The 16,214-nt window shown below is 66.5% G+C and carries 20 protein-coding genes; 18 read left to right on the top strand and 2 right to left on the bottom strand.

Annotated elements, in window-relative coordinates:
* Positions 1-18: 18 nt before the first annotated feature.
* From WBP06_RS26750 to WBP06_RS26705, 10 genes are all read left to right on the top strand, one after another.
* Entirely contained in the window at positions 19-333 is a 315-nt protein-coding gene (locus WBP06_RS26750; protein WP_029547519.1) for a hypothetical protein, read from the top strand.
* A 132-nt stretch (positions 334-465) separates the two neighbouring features.
* Positions 466-732, top strand: a complete 267-nt coding sequence (locus tag WBP06_RS26745) for a type IV conjugative transfer system protein TraL (RefSeq protein WP_008827576.1) — start codon at positions 466-468, stop codon at positions 730-732.
* A 5-nt stretch (positions 733-737) separates the two neighbouring features.
* The gene (locus WBP06_RS26740) at positions 738-1,373 is read left to right on the top strand and encodes a TraE/TraK family type IV conjugative transfer system protein (RefSeq protein WP_048939498.1); all 636 of its coding nucleotides are present in this window, start codon (positions 738-740) and stop codon (positions 1,371-1,373) included.
* A complete protein-coding gene (locus tag WBP06_RS26735) occupies positions 1,357-2,133 on the top strand; it encodes a type-F conjugative transfer system secretin TraK (RefSeq protein ID WP_080993736.1) in 777 nt (258 codons plus the stop codon). Before WBP06_RS26740 ends, WBP06_RS26735 begins: the two co-directional genes overlap by 17 nt.
* Positions 2,130-3,479 (top strand): TraB/VirB10 family protein, encoded by a 1,350-nt coding sequence (locus WBP06_RS26730; protein ID WP_279728025.1) that lies wholly within the window; start codon positions 2,130-2,132, stop codon positions 3,477-3,479. The genes WBP06_RS26735 and WBP06_RS26730 overlap by 4 nt, the downstream gene beginning before the upstream one ends.
* A 24-nt stretch (positions 3,480-3,503) precedes the next feature.
* Positions 3,504-4,154, top strand: a complete 651-nt coding sequence (locus tag WBP06_RS26725) for a TraV family lipoprotein (protein ID WP_048939496.1) — start codon at positions 3,504-3,506, stop codon at positions 4,152-4,154.
* Positions 4,151-6,697: a TraC family protein gene (locus WBP06_RS26720; protein ID WP_279728026.1), complete on the top strand. Its 2,547-nt coding sequence runs from the start codon at positions 4,151-4,153 to the stop codon at positions 6,695-6,697. Before WBP06_RS26725 ends, WBP06_RS26720 begins: the two co-directional genes overlap by 4 nt.
* Positions 6,694-7,023, top strand: a complete 330-nt coding sequence (locus WBP06_RS26715; RefSeq protein WP_048939494.1) for a hypothetical protein — start codon at positions 6,694-6,696, stop codon at positions 7,021-7,023. The genes WBP06_RS26720 and WBP06_RS26715 overlap by 4 nt, the downstream gene beginning before the upstream one ends.
* Positions 7,020-7,256: a hypothetical protein gene (locus WBP06_RS26710; RefSeq protein WP_048939493.1), complete on the top strand. Its 237-nt coding sequence runs from the start codon at positions 7,020-7,022 to the stop codon at positions 7,254-7,256. Before WBP06_RS26715 ends, WBP06_RS26710 begins: the two co-directional genes overlap by 4 nt.
* Positions 7,246-7,905 (top strand): conjugal transfer protein TraW, encoded by a 660-nt coding sequence (locus tag WBP06_RS26705; RefSeq protein ID WP_279728034.1) that lies wholly within the window; start codon positions 7,246-7,248, stop codon positions 7,903-7,905. Before WBP06_RS26710 ends, WBP06_RS26705 begins: the two co-directional genes overlap by 11 nt.
* A gap of 32 nt (positions 7,906-7,937) precedes the next feature.
* Here WBP06_RS26705 and WBP06_RS26700 read toward each other — a convergent pair whose 3' ends face one another.
* Both WBP06_RS26700 and WBP06_RS26695 read right to left on the bottom strand, forming a co-directional pair.
* A complete protein-coding gene (locus tag WBP06_RS26700) occupies positions 7,938-8,468 on the bottom strand; it encodes a GNAT family N-acetyltransferase (protein WP_048939491.1) in 531 nt (176 codons plus the stop codon).
* A gap of 15 nt (positions 8,469-8,483) precedes the next feature.
* On the bottom strand, positions 8,484-8,792 hold the full coding sequence (locus WBP06_RS26695; RefSeq protein WP_048939490.1) for a DUF1778 domain-containing protein: 309 nt from the start codon (positions 8,790-8,792) through the stop codon (positions 8,484-8,486).
* A 99-nt stretch (positions 8,793-8,891) separates the two neighbouring features.
* Here WBP06_RS26695 and WBP06_RS26690 point away from each other — a divergent pair, with 99 nt between their 5' ends.
* From WBP06_RS26690 to WBP06_RS26655, 8 genes are all read left to right on the top strand, one after another.
* Positions 8,892-9,911: a TraU family protein gene (locus WBP06_RS26690; RefSeq protein WP_279728027.1), complete on the top strand. Its 1,020-nt coding sequence runs from the start codon at positions 8,892-8,894 to the stop codon at positions 9,909-9,911.
* Between the two features lie 137 nt (positions 9,912-10,048).
* Positions 10,049-10,237 (top strand): hypothetical protein, encoded by a 189-nt coding sequence (locus tag WBP06_RS26685; protein WP_279728028.1) that lies wholly within the window; start codon positions 10,049-10,051, stop codon positions 10,235-10,237.
* Positions 10,234-12,165, top strand: coding sequence for a hypothetical protein (locus tag WBP06_RS26680; RefSeq protein WP_279728029.1), 1,932 nt, complete (start codon positions 10,234-10,236; stop codon positions 12,163-12,165). The genes WBP06_RS26685 and WBP06_RS26680 overlap by 4 nt, the downstream gene beginning before the upstream one ends.
* Positions 12,162-13,256, top strand: coding sequence for a conjugal transfer protein TraN (gene traN, locus WBP06_RS26675; RefSeq protein ID WP_048939487.1), 1,095 nt, complete (start codon positions 12,162-12,164; stop codon positions 13,254-13,256). Before WBP06_RS26680 ends, traN begins: the two co-directional genes overlap by 4 nt.
* A gap of 31 nt (positions 13,257-13,287) precedes the next feature.
* On the top strand, positions 13,288-14,136 hold the full coding sequence (locus tag WBP06_RS26670) for a type-F conjugative transfer system pilin assembly protein TrbC (protein WP_279728030.1): 849 nt from the start codon (positions 13,288-13,290) through the stop codon (positions 14,134-14,136).
* On the top strand, positions 14,108-14,704 hold the full coding sequence (locus WBP06_RS26665) for a S26 family signal peptidase (RefSeq protein WP_279728031.1): 597 nt from the start codon (positions 14,108-14,110) through the stop codon (positions 14,702-14,704). The genes WBP06_RS26670 and WBP06_RS26665 overlap by 29 nt, the downstream gene beginning before the upstream one ends.
* Positions 14,701-15,588 carry a conjugal transfer protein TraF gene (locus WBP06_RS26660; RefSeq protein ID WP_048939485.1) on the top strand — a complete coding sequence of 296 codons (888 nt, stop codon included), beginning with the start codon at positions 14,701-14,703 and terminating at the stop codon, positions 15,586-15,588. The genes WBP06_RS26665 and WBP06_RS26660 overlap by 4 nt, the downstream gene beginning before the upstream one ends.
* Positions 15,585-16,184: a hypothetical protein gene (locus tag WBP06_RS26655; protein ID WP_048939484.1), complete on the top strand. Its 600-nt coding sequence runs from the start codon at positions 15,585-15,587 to the stop codon at positions 16,182-16,184. Before WBP06_RS26660 ends, WBP06_RS26655 begins: the two co-directional genes overlap by 4 nt.
* Positions 16,185-16,214 lie beyond the last annotated feature (30 nt).

Below are 16,214 nucleotides of genomic sequence, written 5' to 3'. Positions count from 1 at the left end.
CCTCTTTGGAGCAATGCCATGATGCGTACATTCGGTAACAAGGCTCTCGCAGCGGCGAATATCGGCCTCCCTTTGGGCGTGATGGCCCTGATCGCCGGCCCGGCCCATGCCTTCTCGGCACCGGCCCAGGGCGATCTTGGCTACGACATCTACGATATCGTCGTGAACAAGGGCGTGAAGGGCCCGCTGGGCTTCGTGGGCGGCGTCGCCGCCTTCCTGTTCGGCGTCTCGCGCCTCTTCTCGAACATCATGATCGGCATCCCGACCATCGTCGCGGCGGTGTGCCTGATCAAGGCGGATTCCATTCTCCAGACTTTCGGGATGGTCGTCTGAGACGCCGGGCGCAGGGCGCGCTTGGCCGACCGGCCAGGTCCGTCCCGCGCCGGCACCGTGCTGGGGGCCGATGGTCGGTCCCCGGAAACCGACACCTTCGCAAGGTGTCATGAAGCAGGAGGAGAAGGGCACATGGACGAGCGCCTTCCGCAATATCTGCATCGGCCGGTCCAGATCCTGTGGTTCGGATCGGACGAGTTCCTGCTCGCGACCTCGAGCGTGTTCGTGGCCGCGATCGTGGGCGGATTTGTCGGCTGGGCGCTCATCGCCGCCCTTCTCCTTTTCATCCCGTGGAAGCGGAGCAAGCCCAGGGGCTACCTGTCCCACCTCGCCTGGCGCTGGGGCCTGGTTTCCTTCCCCCACTATCCGGGTCCGACCCAGACCCGTTTCTTCGAGTAGGCGCGATGGGCATCATCTCACGCAAGCGAGTGGCCGAAGATCCGCTGCTGGGTAAACCGGCGAGTTTCGGCATCCATCGCTATCTGCAGGGTTCGGCCAACCTCTTCGAGGAGAACCGGCTGCTCAAGGTCGCGGTGGCCGGCATGTTCGGCGTGACGGTGGTGCTCGGAGCGGTCATCTACACGACCAACCAGAACGCGCGCACCGTGGTCGTACCCTTCGGTGCTACCGGCGATCTCTACGTCTCGGGCAGCAAGCCGTCCGAAGCCTACCTGGTCGCGATGACGCGCAACATCGTCGCGCTGTCGGGCACATGGTCGGCCTATTCGGCCGACCGCCAGTTCCAGGAGCTGCTGGGGCTGGTCCATCCGTCCGCCTACGGCGCGATGCGCGACAGCCTGAACGGCGTGCTCGACGAACTGGCCGACAATCCGACGCTGTCGATCGCCACCTACATCCGGGGTGACCAGCCGGTGCGCTGGACGCCGCATGAGATCCTCGTGCCGGTGGAGAAAGTCCGGGTCATCGGCGGGGTGATCCGCAAGTTCCGGGGCGTTCTGCGGATCGGCTACCGGATCGAGAATGGCCGCTTCTGGCTGACCCGCCTTTCCGAGGAACAGTTCGATGCCGAAACACGCTGACCCCGGCGCGTCGCTGCGCTGTGTCCCAATGCTTTGCCTGCTGCTCATGGCAGCGCCGGCATCGGCACAGGGCATCCAGGCTCTGCCGGACCAGACCAGCCATATCCGTCTCTCCAACCGCGACATCAATCATGTCGTATGCGAGGGCGGCGAGATCGAGGACGTGAAGTTCTCGGCGGAAAAGGGTCTCGCCGTCGAGAAAGGCGGCGCGGACGCCTGGATCAAGTTCCTGACCCGCGAGGTCGATGACGCCGGCCAGGTCACGCGGACCTATGTGACCCAGCCTGCCGAATTCTTCGTCACTTGTAACGGCGCAACCTATCCGCTCTATGCCGAACCTGCCGAGATTCCGGCGCAGACGGTGCTGCTTGTGCCCGGCGCCCGCCAGCGCGCGCAGGCGAACAGCGACCTTCTCGCCGCGCTCGCCGACGAGGACCGCGCGGTTTCGGTGACGATGGCGCTCCTCGACGATCATGTCCCGGCGACCTTCAGCGAAGTCGCGCCATCGAACACGGCGATACAGCTTGCGTCTCTACCCGCCCTTTCGCTCACCGAGCAGCGCCGGATCGCCATCGAAGGCACCGGGCTCTCCGCCTCGGAATATCGGCTGCAGGCCGCTGTGCCCATCGTGCTCGACGAACGCCAGCTGGTCGATGCCGGTCTCGGGGAGCGTATCTTCGCGATCACCCTCGATCGTGTGCGCCTGGCCGCAGGAGAAACCGCCCGCCTCGTGGTCGTACGCCGGGGAGCGGTTCAATGAACGGGCCGGACGACAAGGCCACGGGCACCCCTGAGCCGCGTTCGGCCTACCAGGCGCACCTGGCCGAACAGGCCGCGCGCGAAGGCGAGGATGCGCTGGCCCGTGCCGGGATTGACGCGGCCTTTGGCCTGACTGACTGGAAAGCACAGTGGGACCGGCTGTCCGCGAAGCAGAAGCTGCGCGCGCGGCAGCTCGCGGTCGCCGCCGCCGTCGGTGCGCTCGGCTTCGCGCTCTACATGGCTTCCGGGCGCAAGGAAGAGGTGAAGAGCACCGATCCCGCCGCTTCGCTCAACATGGGCGCGGGCCTACGCGGCGACAGCCTCGAGGTGAAGCTGCGCGGCGATCTCAAGAAGGTGCTCGACGGCCAGCAGTTGCTCGGAGACCGGGTGAGCGCCATCGAGGAAGGCAAGGTGGTTCCCGGCAGCAAGGCGGCTGCGGGTAACCAGGGAAATGACGGCGATCTGCCGCCCGCACTGCCGGATACCGTTCCCGCCCTGCCCTATCCTCCCGAGACGGGCGACATTTCCGCTGACGCCGACAGGTTGCCCGCACCGCCGACGGGGCCCTCGGTATCCGCGGCGCCGCCCGCCCCGCCGGTCGAGAAGACGGTTGGTGCGATCGGCTCGGCGACCGGCACGGTCATAGGCACGGGCGGCCCCCAGGGCACCGCCGATGCCTCGGCGTCGTCCAAAAAAAAGAATCGGACGATCTATTTACCGCCTGGTTTCATGAAGGCGCGGCTCCTGACCGGGATCGACGCGCTGGCGAGCCGGGACGCCACGAGCAATCCCGAGCCGATCATCGCAAGGGTCCAGGCCCCCGCAGTCCTGCCCAATGAGGTCAAGGCGAACCTTGCCGGCTGCTTCGTCATCGGCAACGCCACCGGCAGCCTCGCCAAGGAGCGGGTGGAAATCCAGCTCGTCTCGCTGTCCTGCGTCGATTTCGACGAGCATTCGGTGGTCGATCAGCCGGTCAAAGGCTTCTTCGTCGACACCGACGGCAAGAAGGGGCTCTCGGGGAAGGTGGTGACCCGCGCCGGCGCGACGCTCGCACGTGCCTTCATCGCAGGCACCATCAGCGGCATTTCGCAATCGGTCGAAAGCACGTTCGGCAGCACGTCGACTTCTGCGCTGGGCTCGGTGCGCACTCTCGATGCTGCGGACGCCGCCAAGACCGGGATCGCCGGGGGTCTTTCCAAGTCGTCGGACAAGCTCACCGACTTCTACCTCGATCTTGCCCGGCAAGCGGGGCCCATCGTCGAAGTCGGCGCCGCCAAGGACGTCGTCGTAGTGATCCAGGAGGGCGTGACCCTCGAGATCAAGCCCGGCTCCGCCGCCAAATTCTGACCCTCGCCAACCGGAGACAGGAACATGACCATGCTACGTCCCGCCTTGCTGGCTCTCCCCCTCCCCCTCATCGGCCTGTCCCTGTCGGGCTGTGCGGCGGTCGGGTCGGTGATGTCGCCCTACAGCGAGAAGTTCTCCTGCAAGAACAGCGACCATGGCCAGTGCATCCATCCCGACCAGGCCTATGCCGACGCGCTGGCAGGTAGGCCGTCCAAGTCCGATCCCGCCGTCACCAACGATCGTAAGCTGCTCGACCACGAAAAGCCGCAATCCGAAGGCGGGCACGCGCTGCCCGCTGCTCAACACGCCCCAACGGCGCTTGCCTCCAACCGCCGGGGTACGAAGATTTCCGCCGCCGGCCGACCCGCACAGCCCAATTTCGGCGCAGTGGTCGAGAGCCCTTCCTCGCCGATGCTGCGGCCCTCGCGAACCGTACGCACGCTGATCCTGCCCTATGCGGACAAGCAGCGGCCGGGTCGCCTCTATATGCCGCGCTATATCTATTCGATCGTCGACAGGCCCGCATGGGTGGTCGGCGACTATCTCGTCGAACCGGGCGGCCGGGTTCCCGCGCCGCCGGTGCTGCGCACCACGCGCGAGAACGACCCGGCAGGAGCCGCTGAACCGGCCACCGGTGCACGCCGCGACGCCCTCGAACCGGAGAGCCGGCCATGAGCGCGCGAAATACACGGGGCGGCCTCAGCTACCAGCGCCTGCGCGCGGCGGTGACGCGCGATGCCTATTCCGACTTCCTGCCGATGCTGGCCTGGGTCGAGGAGGAAGAGGCGTTCCTGTGCATCGACGATGGCTGGGGCCAGGCCTGGGAGCTCGTGCCCGCCACCTACATGTTCGCCCATGTCCAGCAGGCGCTGCTCGGACTGCTCAATATCCACTTCCCCGAAGGAACGGTGCTGCAGCTTATCACCTTCGCCGATCCCCTCATAGACCCTGCGCTCGATGCTTATCTCGACCTCAAGGTCCGGCCCGATCCGCTGGTCCAGGCCTCGGCACGGCGGACCGCAGACTATCTGCGCGCCGGATCCCGCGGGCTCGATTCCCTACACGGCATCCCGGTGCGCGACTTTCGCCTGTTCCTCGCGGTGAAGACGCGAGTGAAGCTGGGCGCCGATCTGCGTCGGCAGGTCGAGGAGCAACTGGCGAAGATGGGCATCCGCCGTCTGCCGCCATCCGAGCTTGTCAGTTTCTACCGGCGGATCTTCAACGGTGTGTTCGCGCCCGCGCCCGGCGTGTTCCTGCAGGACGGTGTCGGCGGCATGCCCGCGCCCTCGGTGGCGCGCCAGATCATCGAGGCGGGGCCCGACCTCTTTTTCGAGGGGCCGGAAGTTTTCCTCGGCAACCAGGTCGCGCGCTGCCTGACGCCCAAGGCGCCCGCGCGGCGCATCACCGCCGAGCGCGCCAACCGGCTGATGGGCGGCATGCGCGGGAGCGCCGAAGACAGCGACCAGATCGGCGGCCCGTTCCTTTCCTGTCTCTCGGTATTGTTCGACCATTCGCAGTTCGAGATTCACAAACGCGCCCAGATCCTTTCCGCACAGAAGGCGGCGGGCAGCTTCGCAGTCGAGGTCGGCAAGCAGATCGAGGAGATCGGCTGGATCCTCGACGAGGCCTCGAACAGCCGCTTCGTCTCGGTGATCCCCACGATGTGGGTGCTCGGCCGCGACAGCGCGCAGGCGCGCGACATGGCCGCGCGTGCCAAGCGGCTGTGGGAGTCCGAACCGCTACCCTTCATGGTCCAGGAGGAGAGCTATCTGCTACCGGTGCTGCTCGCCGCCAGCCTGCCCTTCGGGCTCTATCCTGAAAAGCGCACGATGAAACTGCTCGAGCGCAACTTCCGGATGCCGGTGAAGGCGGCCACGCTTATGGCCCCGGTGCAGACGGATTTTCGTGGGGGCGGGCGCCCGGCGCTGCTCTACGTGGGGCGCAAGGGCCAGCTAATCACGCTCGACCTCTTCGATCCCAGGATCAACAACTACAACTTTATCGTCTCGGCCGAGTCCGGCGCGGGCAAGAGCTTCCTGCTCAACAACCTGTGCCAGCAATATTACGCGCAAGGCGCGCTCATCCGGATCATCGATATCGGCGGCAGCTATCGCAAGCTCTGCACCCTGTGCTCTGGCCGCTACATCGACATCGGCGAGGAACGGCTCGTCCTCAACCCCTTCGACATGGGGCTCGCGCTCGATGGCGAGGACAAGCAGTCGGCGATCGCCATGGCGGTCGCGATCGTCGCGGAAATGGCCAATGCCGCCACCCGCAAGCCCGTCACCACCTCGCAGTGGAATCTCCTCAAGTCCGCAGTCCAGTGGACAGTCGATGGCGGGCGCGGCGAGGACGGCATCGATGCGGTGCGCGAATGGCTGGGGCGCTATCCCGAGAACGCCGTCTCGGACCTGGACCGCGTCGAGCATCTCGTGCCGGTCGCGCGCGAGCTCGCCTTCAACCTGCGCGATTTCGGGTCGGGAGGCGCCTACGGCCATTTCTTCAATGGCCCCTCGACGTTCGATATCCGCAGCGACGAGTTCGTCGTGCTCGAGCTCGAACGGCTCAAGGCACTGCCGGACCTCTTCAACGTCATCGTCATGGTGGTGGTCAACGCCGTCACTCAGGAGCTCTATCTCTCCGACCGCGGCCGTCCCCGCTTCGTGCTGTGCGACGAGGCCGCCCAGTTCATGACCCGCAGCGACGGGCAGGATCTCTCGCGGCTCGCCGAGGCCTTCGGCCAGGGCTATCGCCGAGCGCGCAAATACCAGGGCAGCTTCGGTATCGTCCTCCAGAGCATGAACGATCTGACGCTCTTCGGCGGCACCGGCCAGGTGATCCTCGAGAACGCGGCGACGAAGTTCCTGCTGCAGGGCTCGACTTACGACAAGGCGGTCGACAACAAGATCCTCGATTATTCGGGCTTCGTCCTCGACCTCCTCAAATCGGTCCGCAACGCCAAGCCGAACTATTCCGAAGTGTTCATAGATTCGCCGCTTGGCCTGGGGATCGCGCGGCTGGTCGTCGATCCCTTCAGCTACTGGATCAACACCTCGGCGCCGGGGGAGGTCGCCGCCTTCGAGGCGCTGCTGCGCGCCGGGCGCAGCCCGCTCGAAGCCGTGTGCGAACTCGCCGGCGTCGATCCCGTGCAGATTCTGGGTGATGCCGGCGGCCGGGAGCGCCGTTGGGACGGTCAATCGGATGGAGCCTCGGAATGACGCGCGCGCCCTCCCCGCATCCCGACCAGCTGCCGCTCGACTGGGAGCAGGACCCGGCCGTGCAGGCCGCCATCGAAGCGCGTGTCGCCCAGCGGGCGGAAGCGGCCGCCTTTCGCTGGCGGTTGCGGCTCGTCGCTATCGAAACCTTCATGATGGGCGCGCTGGTGACGATCGCCGGCCTCGCGCTTCACCAGCCTTTCCTGCCCGCGCTGCGCGCCGGGATCATCGTCGCGGCCGCCTGCTTTGCGAGCGGCATGTTGCTGATCGGTATTTCCGGCGCCTGCGGCAAGCTGGTGTCGCACCTGCGGCAGTGGAGGCATCGGTGAACGGTATTTTCTCCTCGACACCGGCCCCTGGGCCTATCCGCCTGCTGGTCGGCAGCCAGGGCCTGCTGCTGGTTCAGTCCTGCATCGCCTGCCAGTTGCCCGCCGTGCCCGGTCGGTTCCGCCTGCTCGTCGTCCTCACAGCGATCATCGCTATGGCCGCCCTGATCAGCGCGGCGATCGGCGAGGATCGCAATGGCGGTCAGCCTGGATGGAGGCGTCGTCATGGTCGCTAGGTCTATGCATCGCCTCAACCAGGTTTTGTCCGCGCTGGCGACGCTGGCCCTTCCCTTCGCGACCTCGACAGCAGCCCTTGCGGGGACCAGTACCATCGGTCGCACCTGGCCCATCGCCGAACCCGACGCGCTAAGCGAGATCGAGGGCCAGGCCGCGCGCGTTCCCGATATGACGAAGGCCTTCGGGCCGCGCGAACGCTGGTCGGCGATGAAAGCAGCGGCGCTCGGAGTTTCCCACGCGGATCGGAGCCGCACGGTGGTCCCTTTCTATACGCTCGACCAGGATATCCGCCTGCCAGAGGGCAAGCTGCTCTATGCCAAGGGCTACAGCTTCAATCCGCTCGCCTACGTGTCGCTGCCCCAGCGGCTGATCGTCGTGCATCCGCGCGAACTCGACTGGGCGCTACGCACTGCAAGGCCCGCCGACTTCATCCTGCTCGCGAGCGGCAGTCCTGGCGATGCCGATGCCATCACGCTCGGCGAACGGCACGGCCGCGCGCTGTTCCTGCTCGAGGAGCGCGTCAAGGCGCGGCTCGGCCTGACCGTCGCGCCGGTGATCGTCGCGCAGCACGGGCAGAAGCTCGTGCTTACCGAAGTGGACGTGGTTGAAGTGTACGGGGCGAAAGCCGCGCGAAAGGCGCCGCAATGACTATTCTGATCGTCTACGGGATCGGCAACAAATCAATGTCCGATCAGTTCGCGCAGCGTCGCGATCGGCAGGAACAGCCGAAGCGGCTGCCCCGGAAGCTCCGCGAATCCATGCCGCAGGTAGAAGTCCTTCCGTCGGGCGACCTGGACAGCATCTCCGCAATCGAGAACGTCGATCAGGACCAGCGCTATGCCCACCGAGCGTTCGGCCTCGACGATGCGCCAGAGGCTGTCGACGAGCAGGTCACGACCAAGGCCCCTGCCCTGGACGCGCCGGTCGACGCCGATCATCGAAATGAAGACAGCCGGTATTTCTCCGTGGCCGGGCCGTGTCCTTGCATAACGCGCCGGCAGATCGCGGTATGCAATGGCCGAGGCGTTCTGGGCGTAGAAGCCAAGCACCTTGCCCTGCCCGCCATCGAGGACGAACGTTCGCAGATTTGCCGCACGGGTCAGCTTGGCTGCGGTCTGGCGGAAGAAATTATCGACCTGCGCGACGCCGCTTTCGAATGTCGTGCGATCGTGCCGGGCGACATCGAGCGGCTCGGTAATGGGTCGGTACATGAACTCGTGCGTCGCTCAGTTGGACAGGTAACGATCGCGATACTGGGCAAATGCACTACGCATCGCCTCGGTCGGCGGAGAGGGATTCTCGAGGGCGTCGAGCAGAGCGACCGCGTCTTCTCCGCGAAGAACCGTCCGCTCCTGCGCTTCGATGACCTCGAGCGCGGCCTTGTAAGCCGCGTTCATGGCGAAAGTGGAATCGTCGACGCCCGACACCGCCGCGGCGTACTGGATGACCTCCTTGATACGCGGCTTCGTCCGGAAGCTCATACGCTCGGTAGCGCGCTCCTCGACCTTCGCAGCAATATCCACGAACTTGTTCATCACTCTCGCCTTCGCTTCCCAACCAGCGCAATGTACGCCAATCTGGCGCACATTTCAATGTCACTGCGCAAGCCCATGCTCTTCTGCCGTGTCGGAAAGATGGTCCTATTTCCATCGCGACGCGGCATCCTCGCGCTCGCTGCCGGCTTAGCCCTGGCGACGCTTCCGAGCGTACCAGCCCATGCCTCCAAATGCGAAGCGGGCACGGCGTTCAACCCGATCACCAAGGTGCGCTGGAACTGCATCTTCCCGATCACCATCGGCGGCGTGAAGGTCGGCCCCAGCGAACCGCTCGGCAAGGCGCTCGACGCCCAGTCGGCGTCCAAGCCGCTCTGCGCCTGCCGCAAGGGCGTGACCTTCTGGTTCGGGGTGAAGGTCAGCTTCTGGTCCCCTAACCGCACGGTCGATGTCGTGACCGAACCGGGCTGCATGATGGCGCTCGGCGCGGACATCATGCCGACCGGCGGCAAGCTGCAGGGGAGCCAGAGCAGCCTCGCCGACGGCACGAATACGCGCAAGATGTTCGCGCAGATGCACTACTACATCTCGCCGGTCTGGAAGATGCTCGACATGTTCACCGACCTGCCGTGCATCGAGGACGACGGCTTCGACGTCGCCCTCATCACCGAGGTCCTGCCGACCTGGCAATCGGCGACGCTGGGCGCGATCATCCAGCCCGAGGCGATCCTCTTCGGCAACCCGGCCGCGGGACTTGCCTGCATGGCCGACAGCGCCGCGGCTGCCGCGGGCAAGGTCGTCGATCCGCTGTTCTGGTGCATGGGCTCGTGGGGCGCGACCTATCCGGTGGCGGGCGACATTCATTTCGGGGACAGCGTCGAGGCCTGGGCGGGTCTTGCCGCGCGCGGCCTCTTCATGATGGGGAGGCTCGGCGCGCTCACAATCAGTTCGGCCGACGGCTGCTCTTTCATCCCCCAACCGGTGTGGGCCAAGAGCCGCTACAAGTTCCAGCTGATGGAGCCGGTCAAGGGCGGCAGCTGCGTCAATGTCGGCCGGCCCGGCGCGCTGTGGACCAGCGCGAAGCATGCGCCCGGCAAGGACAACGCCCAGTTCATGCTCTTTGAAAAGACGATCTGCTGCGCCGGGGTATCGACGCCGTGAGCAGGTCGCCTTCCGACAACCGCGTGAAAGCGCCCGGGATCAGCCGGTGGCCTGCCCGTCAGCCCATCACACCCGGCGTTTCCATCGCGGTCAGACCGGCGCCGTTTCCCCCCTGCGGTGTCGGTCGGGCGGTCGGCGTGGCCTTCAACACAGACGATGGACAGGCGGTGCGCCCCTCCTCGCCGTCTGTCGTCGTGGCCACGCTGACCGTCTTCGAGGGGCAAGCCGTGTTCAGGGCCGAGAGGCCGCATAGCGACGGCGGCGTTCTGCTGTTTCGTTTGCGTCGCGGCTCGCGCAGGCTGGCGCCAGGCGAGATCCAGCCATGAAGGCGTGCGCCCTGTTCCTTGTCACAGTGCTCGGGTTTTCCGCGGGGCTGCACGCGCAGACGCCGGAGGACCGCGCCCGCGCCGCGGCCGCCGCCGCGCGCGCCAAAAGCGCGGACAGCGATGCGCTGCTCGATAACTACGTGACACCGGGGATGGCGGGCCAGAGCATAACCACGGTGGACTCCTCCAAAGCGTTTACGCCCGATCTCGCCTGCCAGAAGACCGCGACTTATCTGGAATTGCTTGCGCAGCCGAATACCACCGGCGATATCGGCACACTCAGCATTTCGCGCGACAGCGATCTCGACGGCAGCTTCGACGAGGCGCTGACGGTGCCTGTCGTCACCTCGGGCATCTGCGCCAACGGGATTATCTCCTGTAACCCGGGGACGTGGGACGCCTGCCGGTTCTTCCGCTGGAATACCGCGACCTCGGGAGCGCTCAAGCTCAGCGAGGTCGAGCTGACCGAGCTTGCCGGCTGTTACTGCGTCAACAACAGCTGCGGCAACAACCTGGTGTGGGGCAACATCGCCTCGGTGCTGAAGGACCTCGGGGGCGGCGTCGTCGGCGCGCTCACCACGTCGGACGCGCGCATCGCCATTTCGCAAGTGGCGATCGATGGGCCGATCATCCGCTACACCGGCGCCCAGACGACCTCGTGCACAGCGCAGTCCGATGTCGGCGCCGCCGCGTACAAGAGCAATCCCGGCGCCATCTCGAGCGACGCCTCCGCCGCCGCGCAGGCCAGCAGCGTGTTCCAGGCGCTCGCTGCCTCCTCGACCGGCACCGGCACGTCCGAAGTCAGCCGCAGTTGCACCATTACCCGGCAGATCACCCAGGAAGAAATCACCATCGAGAAGATCATCGACCGGGTCGCGGGCGGCTATGCGACCTCCGTGACGGGCAGCGAGGCCGTCACCTTCCTCATGGGCTCGCCGTCCGACAACAGTCTTTCGGGCGGATCCTGCTCGATCTTCGATTTCCACATGACGCTGCGGGTCAAGGACAGCGATCGCCTGCGCCAGGTCCTGCTCACCCGTTTCGGCGCCGACGACTGGGCGCAGCTCCGCGTCGACGGCGAACTGCTGGGTTCCGGGCCGCAGACCTGGACCGGAACCGGATTGCCGCCGGGCAAATGCGAGAAGAAGAGCGCCTTCTACCTGAACCCCGCGCTCGATCTGACCTCGCGGATGACACAGGGCGATCATGACATCTGGCTGCGCGTCGCGGTGGCCGAAGGCGGCGAAGCCTATGCCGCGATCGATGCGAGCGTCGATACCGGATGCAAGACGAGCGAGCAGCTCGTCGACACCTGTTCCGGCTATGGGGCGAACGATGCCTGCCGGCTGCAGGATGAAGTGGTCGACGGCGTCACGACGTTTCGCAGCGGCGTCAATACCGGCCTCTCGCCGCTGCCGCAGACGCGGGTATTTGGAACCGGCGCCTGCACCGCGCAGATCGCCCGCGACTTCTTCCTGCGCGAGCGGACCTACCGGTGCACCGTCGATCTGGGAACATCGGCCGAACCCGATCTCTCGCGCGGCGCCTATATCATCGATCACTCGGCCGAGACCCTGCTCGCCGACCGGGTGGCGAACGCCGACGGCAGCTACAGCCTCACCACCCGCAGCTTCTCGATGCCCGAGCGCGGCAGCGTCAGCGCCTGCGAGCCGATCTGCAAGACCCGCAAGGCGGAAGGGAACACGGCAGTCGCCCCCGATGGCGTGACCGGTTCGAAGCAGACCGATCCGACAGGCTGGGACTATTACTACCGCACCTGCCAGGACAGCAACGTCTGCCCGGCCGGGGACGGCGAGGAACTCGTGGAGGGCTGCGGCTGTCTCGATGATTTTCCCGAAGCGGCGGTGATGATGCAGACGGTACGCCTTGGCGGGGCGGACATGGTCTGCACGAGCACCGTGCGATGAGCGCCGTGCGGTCCCTCCTTGCAGCGGCGATGCTGCTCATGTCCGGCGTGCTGGTGTTTCCCGCAGGCGCGTCCGCCCAGCAGCTTTGCGCGGCCGACCTCGACGGCAACGGCGATGCCGCCGACGAAGGCGAAACGGCCACCTGTCATCTGACCGCTTCGGGTGGTTGGATGTGCCCGATCGGCCAGGCGACGTGCGAGGCGGACACGGCAGGCGCGCTCCACTGCCCGCTCGGCGATCAATATGCATGCGAGGTTCCCGCGAGCGGCGGCGCGGCCGCGTGCTCGGCCAACACATGCATCGACACCGGCGCCAATCCCGTCGTCGAGGAAGCGGCGCTCGACGATCCCGGGGTCGAGGCCGACGGCGGCGTCGATGCGGACGGCAATTGCCTGGGCACGATCGAGATATTTTCGGGCCGCGCCGCGCGCTGTCGTCCCGCAGGTCTCAGCACCACATTCCAGAACTGCTGCAAGGACAAGGGCAAGATCGTCAAGGACGGCATGGGCGGTTCGATCTCGTCGATCTCGACCAAGATCGCCGTCGCCAAGGGCATCTTCACTGGCCTCAAGGCGGCCTACACCGCCTTCAAGGCGGGCGCGACGGCGAGCCAGGCGGCAAGCGCAGGCGCCAATGCGATCATCGTCGGCATCGATCCCACTTCGATCGCGATCAGCCTTGCCGTCAATTTCATGATCGAGGTGCTGCTGCAGGGCTGCGACCAGGAGGACATGGAAGTGGGCATGCTGCGCGGCTCGGGGATGTGCCACGAGGTCGGCAGCTATTGCTCGTCGAAGATCCTGGGCATCTGCGTGCAGAAAGCGAAAGGCCACTGCTGCTTCAACACCAAGCTCGGCCGCATCATCCAGGAACAGGGACGCCCCCAGCTCAAGAGCTTCGCCGAGAAGGGCTGGGGCACGGCGAAGAAGCCTTACTGCCGCGGCTTCACGGCGGAAGAATTCCAGGCGCTCGATTTCAGCAGGATGGATCTCTCGGAATATTACGAGGAGATCGAAACGCGCGCCCAGAGCGAAATCCAGATCGACATGAAGGACAAGATCGATGCCTATATGCAGACGATCAGCAACTAGGCGTGGCCTGCTCGTGGCAGGCCCTGTCTACTTGGTCGGCCTCACCTGTTTCGCGACCGTCGCGGAGGCGAACGAGCCGCCGGTCGCGACTGAACAGGCACAGCACAAAAACGCCCGCACGCGGATCGAGGGCCAGGGCGCGCAAACGATGGAGCGCGTCAAACGCGCCGCCGGCAAAGCGAAGGCCACAAGGGTCCCCTCGCCCGTTCTGCCCGCGATGCCAGACACCGCCACGCAGCGCCGCGCTTTCGAGGGGCTTCGCCGCCGCAAGACGGATTCTGCCATGTCGGCACGCGCGGAAAAAGACGTCACGGCGGCGCGCGAAGCGCTCGCCGCCGAGCGGGAAGCTGCCAGTCGCCGGGTCGCGCAGGCGCTGGGACTGGAACAGCCCGAAGCCGCGGCGCTGGCCGGCGTGGTCTCCGCTGGTGGTGAGACGCGCTGGGTGCCGGTGCTGTTCGTGTCGTCCGCGATGCCGGTCGCGACACTGCGGACCTACGCGGGCCAACTCGAGCGGGCCGGCGGCGTCATGGCGTTTCGGGGAATGCCAGGCGGGATGCGGCAGGTCGCGCCGATGGCGAAGCTGTCGGCGGCGATCCTGCGCATCGATCCGGGCTGCGACGGTCCCGCCTGCGCCATGCGCGATGTGCAGCTGATCGTCGATCCGCTGGTCTTCCGCCAGCATGGCGTCACCGGGGTGCCCGCGCTGGCAATGGTCCCCGGCGATCCCACCCAGCCCTATTGCGAGCGCGACGAAACGGCCCCGCGCGCGCGGCATCTCGTGTTCGGCGACGCGGCGCTTACCGGGCTGCTCGAGGAATATGGCCGCCTCGGCGGCGGAGAGGAGGTGCGGGATGCTCTCGCTCGCCTGGCGCGCCGGTAAGCGGCTCTGGCGCGAGGCCATGGATCTGCCGCTGCGCGCCGCCGTGGCGCTCGGCGCCAGTGGCCTTGGCCAGCCGGCGCGCCCCGCGCAGCTGTTCAAGGCTTACGGTATCGTTCTCCCGATCGGTCTCTTCGCCTGGTGGGCGATGCCGCACATGACGCTGGTGATGACCCCGTCGATCGACGCCTGGGTGGTGCACCGCGCGCCCGGGCCGATCGGGCGCGGCGATCTCGTATCGTTCATGCTGTCTGACCCGGTGGCGGGTCCGAGGGCGGTCAACGTTACCAAATATGCGCTGTGCATGCCGGGTGAGCGGATCGTCATGATCGAGAAGGCCGGTCGCCTCGGGCAGCCCGGCAATGGATGGTACTATTGCAACGGCCGCCTGATGGGCGCCAGCAAGCCGGTCGGCCGCGGCGGCAAGGCGCTGACGCACTGGCGCCCGGGCGTCACCCACATTCCGGAGGGCATGATCTTCGTCGGCTCGAAGCATCCCGATGGATATGACAGCCGCTATTACGGGCCGGTCGCAATCGATCGTCTGACACGGATGGAGAAGCTGCTGTGAGACGGCAGTTTGCCTTCGCCGCGGCGCTGTTGCTCCCCACCCAGGCGGTGCTGGCCCAGGCAACCGGCCCTGCCGCCATGGAAAGCGGAGCACGTGGCTATTGGTGGTATCAGGCGCCGGCCACGGTGGAGGAGGAGAAGCCCGATCCCGACGCGCTGGTGAAGCCGGTGATCCCGCCGATGGCGGAACTGGCGACCTGGACGCCGCCGAAGATACGCACGCTGATCGAACAGCAGCGCGACTATGCCGCGACGGTGCTTACCGTCGAGGCCGTATCGGACTTCTGGCGGCTGCAGGACTTCGCGCGGCGCAAGGCCCGCGCCTTCGCAGGCGTCACCCAGCTCGCCATGCTCACGCATCCCGAGCTCAATGCGAGGGCGGCAAACCCGATGGTCGGCGAGGCGCGCGATGTGCTCGGCGCGCAGAAGGAACAGCTGCGCCGGCAGTATCTGCGCTCGAAAGCGGGAGAATTCGCGCTCGTCATGTTCGCGCGCGGGTCCTGCGGCTATTGCCGGGTGCAGTGGCCGATCGTTCAGCGCTTCCAGGACGAGATGGGCTGGCAGGTCAGCCTCATGGATCTCGACCGGAAACCCGAACTCGGGCAGCGCTTCGGGGTGGAGGTGACACCCACGACCATGGTCATCCGCCGGAACAGCCAGCAGCGCATGGTCATCGCCGCCGGGGTCGAGACCTATCCCAACATCGCGCAGATGGCCTACCAGGCGGTGCGGCTGCTCAGCGGCGATATCCGGCCCGAGCAGTGGCTGACCGGCGCGGGCGAGGAAGACGGCTTCTTCGATGCGCTCGCCAATGGCCCGGTCTCCTCGACCGATCCGCGCGTGATCGGCGGCGATCTTATCGATGTGCGGGAGCCTAAACCATGAGGCTGCGCGTGCGTCTTGGATACGCCCTGCTGATCACCGCAGGATTTTGCGCGGCGAACCAAGCTGCCGCGCAGCAGGCGAACAGGGACATCGCCAGGCGGGCCGCCATTCACCCGGTATCGACCGCCTCCGACATGCGACAGTGGCTATCGCGCGCTCCGGTCACACACGCCTTTCCCCCCGACTTCGAAACCATGCTACGTGGCCAGGCCTCGCTCTATGTGATCGAGATGAGCACCGCGCCCGCTTGCCTGCCCTGCGCCGATCTGTGGTCGAAGCTGCTCGCATTCCGCGCCCGCTACGGCTGGCAGGTGCGGACCATTGGCGCTGAGGAGGCGATGTTGCGCTCGGGGCGTCTGGGGCTCCCCTGGGTCGGCAGCCCGGTCGCATGGGTCCGCGCGGCCACGGATCCGAACCGCATGGTCCCGATCGCGATCGGTACGGACCACGGACCCAACATCGCGCGCAATGCCTGGCTCGCGGCCCGGATGCTGACCGGGGCGCGGCCCGCCGTCGGCGTGCGCGCCATGTCCAAATTCACCGGGATCGTCGGCGTGAGGGCGCCGGCCTCCTCTTCCAACCCGAAGGGACGCTGATCATGGCGGGGCCGCGTCACCTTTCCACCT

Source organism: Novosphingobium mississippiense, assembly GCF_044029535.1.
In the GTDB taxonomy this organism is placed as follows: Bacteria; Pseudomonadota; Alphaproteobacteria; order Sphingomonadales; family Sphingomonadaceae; genus Novosphingobium.
This window is presented reverse-complemented; position numbering and strand designations above follow the sequence as displayed.

Excerpts from the sequence above, each read along its gene's own strand:
- WBP06_RS26655 (WP_048939484.1), top strand. The coding sequence starts at position 15,585 with ATGAGGCTGCGCGTGCGTCTTGGATACGCCCTGCTGATCACCGCAGGA.
- WBP06_RS26750 (WP_029547519.1), top strand. The coding sequence starts at position 19 with ATGATGCGTACATTCGGTAACAAGGCTCTCGCAGCGGCGAATATCGGC.
- WBP06_RS26725 (WP_048939496.1), top strand. The coding sequence starts at position 3,504 with ATGACCATGCTACGTCCCGCCTTGCTGGCTCTCCCCCTCCCCCTCATC.
- WBP06_RS26735 (WP_080993736.1), top strand. The coding sequence starts at position 1,357 with ATGCCGAAACACGCTGACCCCGGCGCGTCGCTGCGCTGTGTCCCAATG.
- WBP06_RS26680 (WP_279728029.1), top strand. The coding sequence starts at position 10,234 with ATGAAGGCGTGCGCCCTGTTCCTTGTCACAGTGCTCGGGTTTTCCGCG.
- WBP06_RS26745 (WP_008827576.1), top strand. The coding sequence starts at position 466 with ATGGACGAGCGCCTTCCGCAATATCTGCATCGGCCGGTCCAGATCCTG.
- WBP06_RS26700 (WP_048939491.1), bottom strand. The coding sequence starts at position 8,468 with ATGTACCGACCCATTACCGAGCCGCTCGATGTCGCCCGGCACGATCGC.
- WBP06_RS26665 (WP_279728031.1), top strand. The coding sequence starts at position 14,108 with ATGCTCTCGCTCGCCTGGCGCGCCGGTAAGCGGCTCTGGCGCGAGGCC.
- WBP06_RS26705 (WP_279728034.1), top strand. The coding sequence starts at position 7,246 with ATGGTCGCTAGGTCTATGCATCGCCTCAACCAGGTTTTGTCCGCGCTG.
- WBP06_RS26695 (WP_048939490.1), bottom strand. The coding sequence starts at position 8,792 with ATGAACAAGTTCGTGGATATTGCTGCGAAGGTCGAGGAGCGCGCTACC.
- WBP06_RS26730 (WP_279728025.1), top strand. The coding sequence starts at position 2,130 with ATGAACGGGCCGGACGACAAGGCCACGGGCACCCCTGAGCCGCGTTCG.
- WBP06_RS26690 (WP_279728027.1), top strand. The coding sequence starts at position 8,892 with ATGGTCCTATTTCCATCGCGACGCGGCATCCTCGCGCTCGCTGCCGGC.
- WBP06_RS26740 (WP_048939498.1), top strand. The coding sequence starts at position 738 with ATGGGCATCATCTCACGCAAGCGAGTGGCCGAAGATCCGCTGCTGGGT.
- traN (WP_048939487.1), top strand. The coding sequence starts at position 12,162 with ATGAGCGCCGTGCGGTCCCTCCTTGCAGCGGCGATGCTGCTCATGTCC.
- WBP06_RS26720 (WP_279728026.1), top strand. The coding sequence starts at position 4,151 with ATGAGCGCGCGAAATACACGGGGCGGCCTCAGCTACCAGCGCCTGCGC.
- WBP06_RS26715 (WP_048939494.1), top strand. The coding sequence starts at position 6,694 with ATGACGCGCGCGCCCTCCCCGCATCCCGACCAGCTGCCGCTCGACTGG.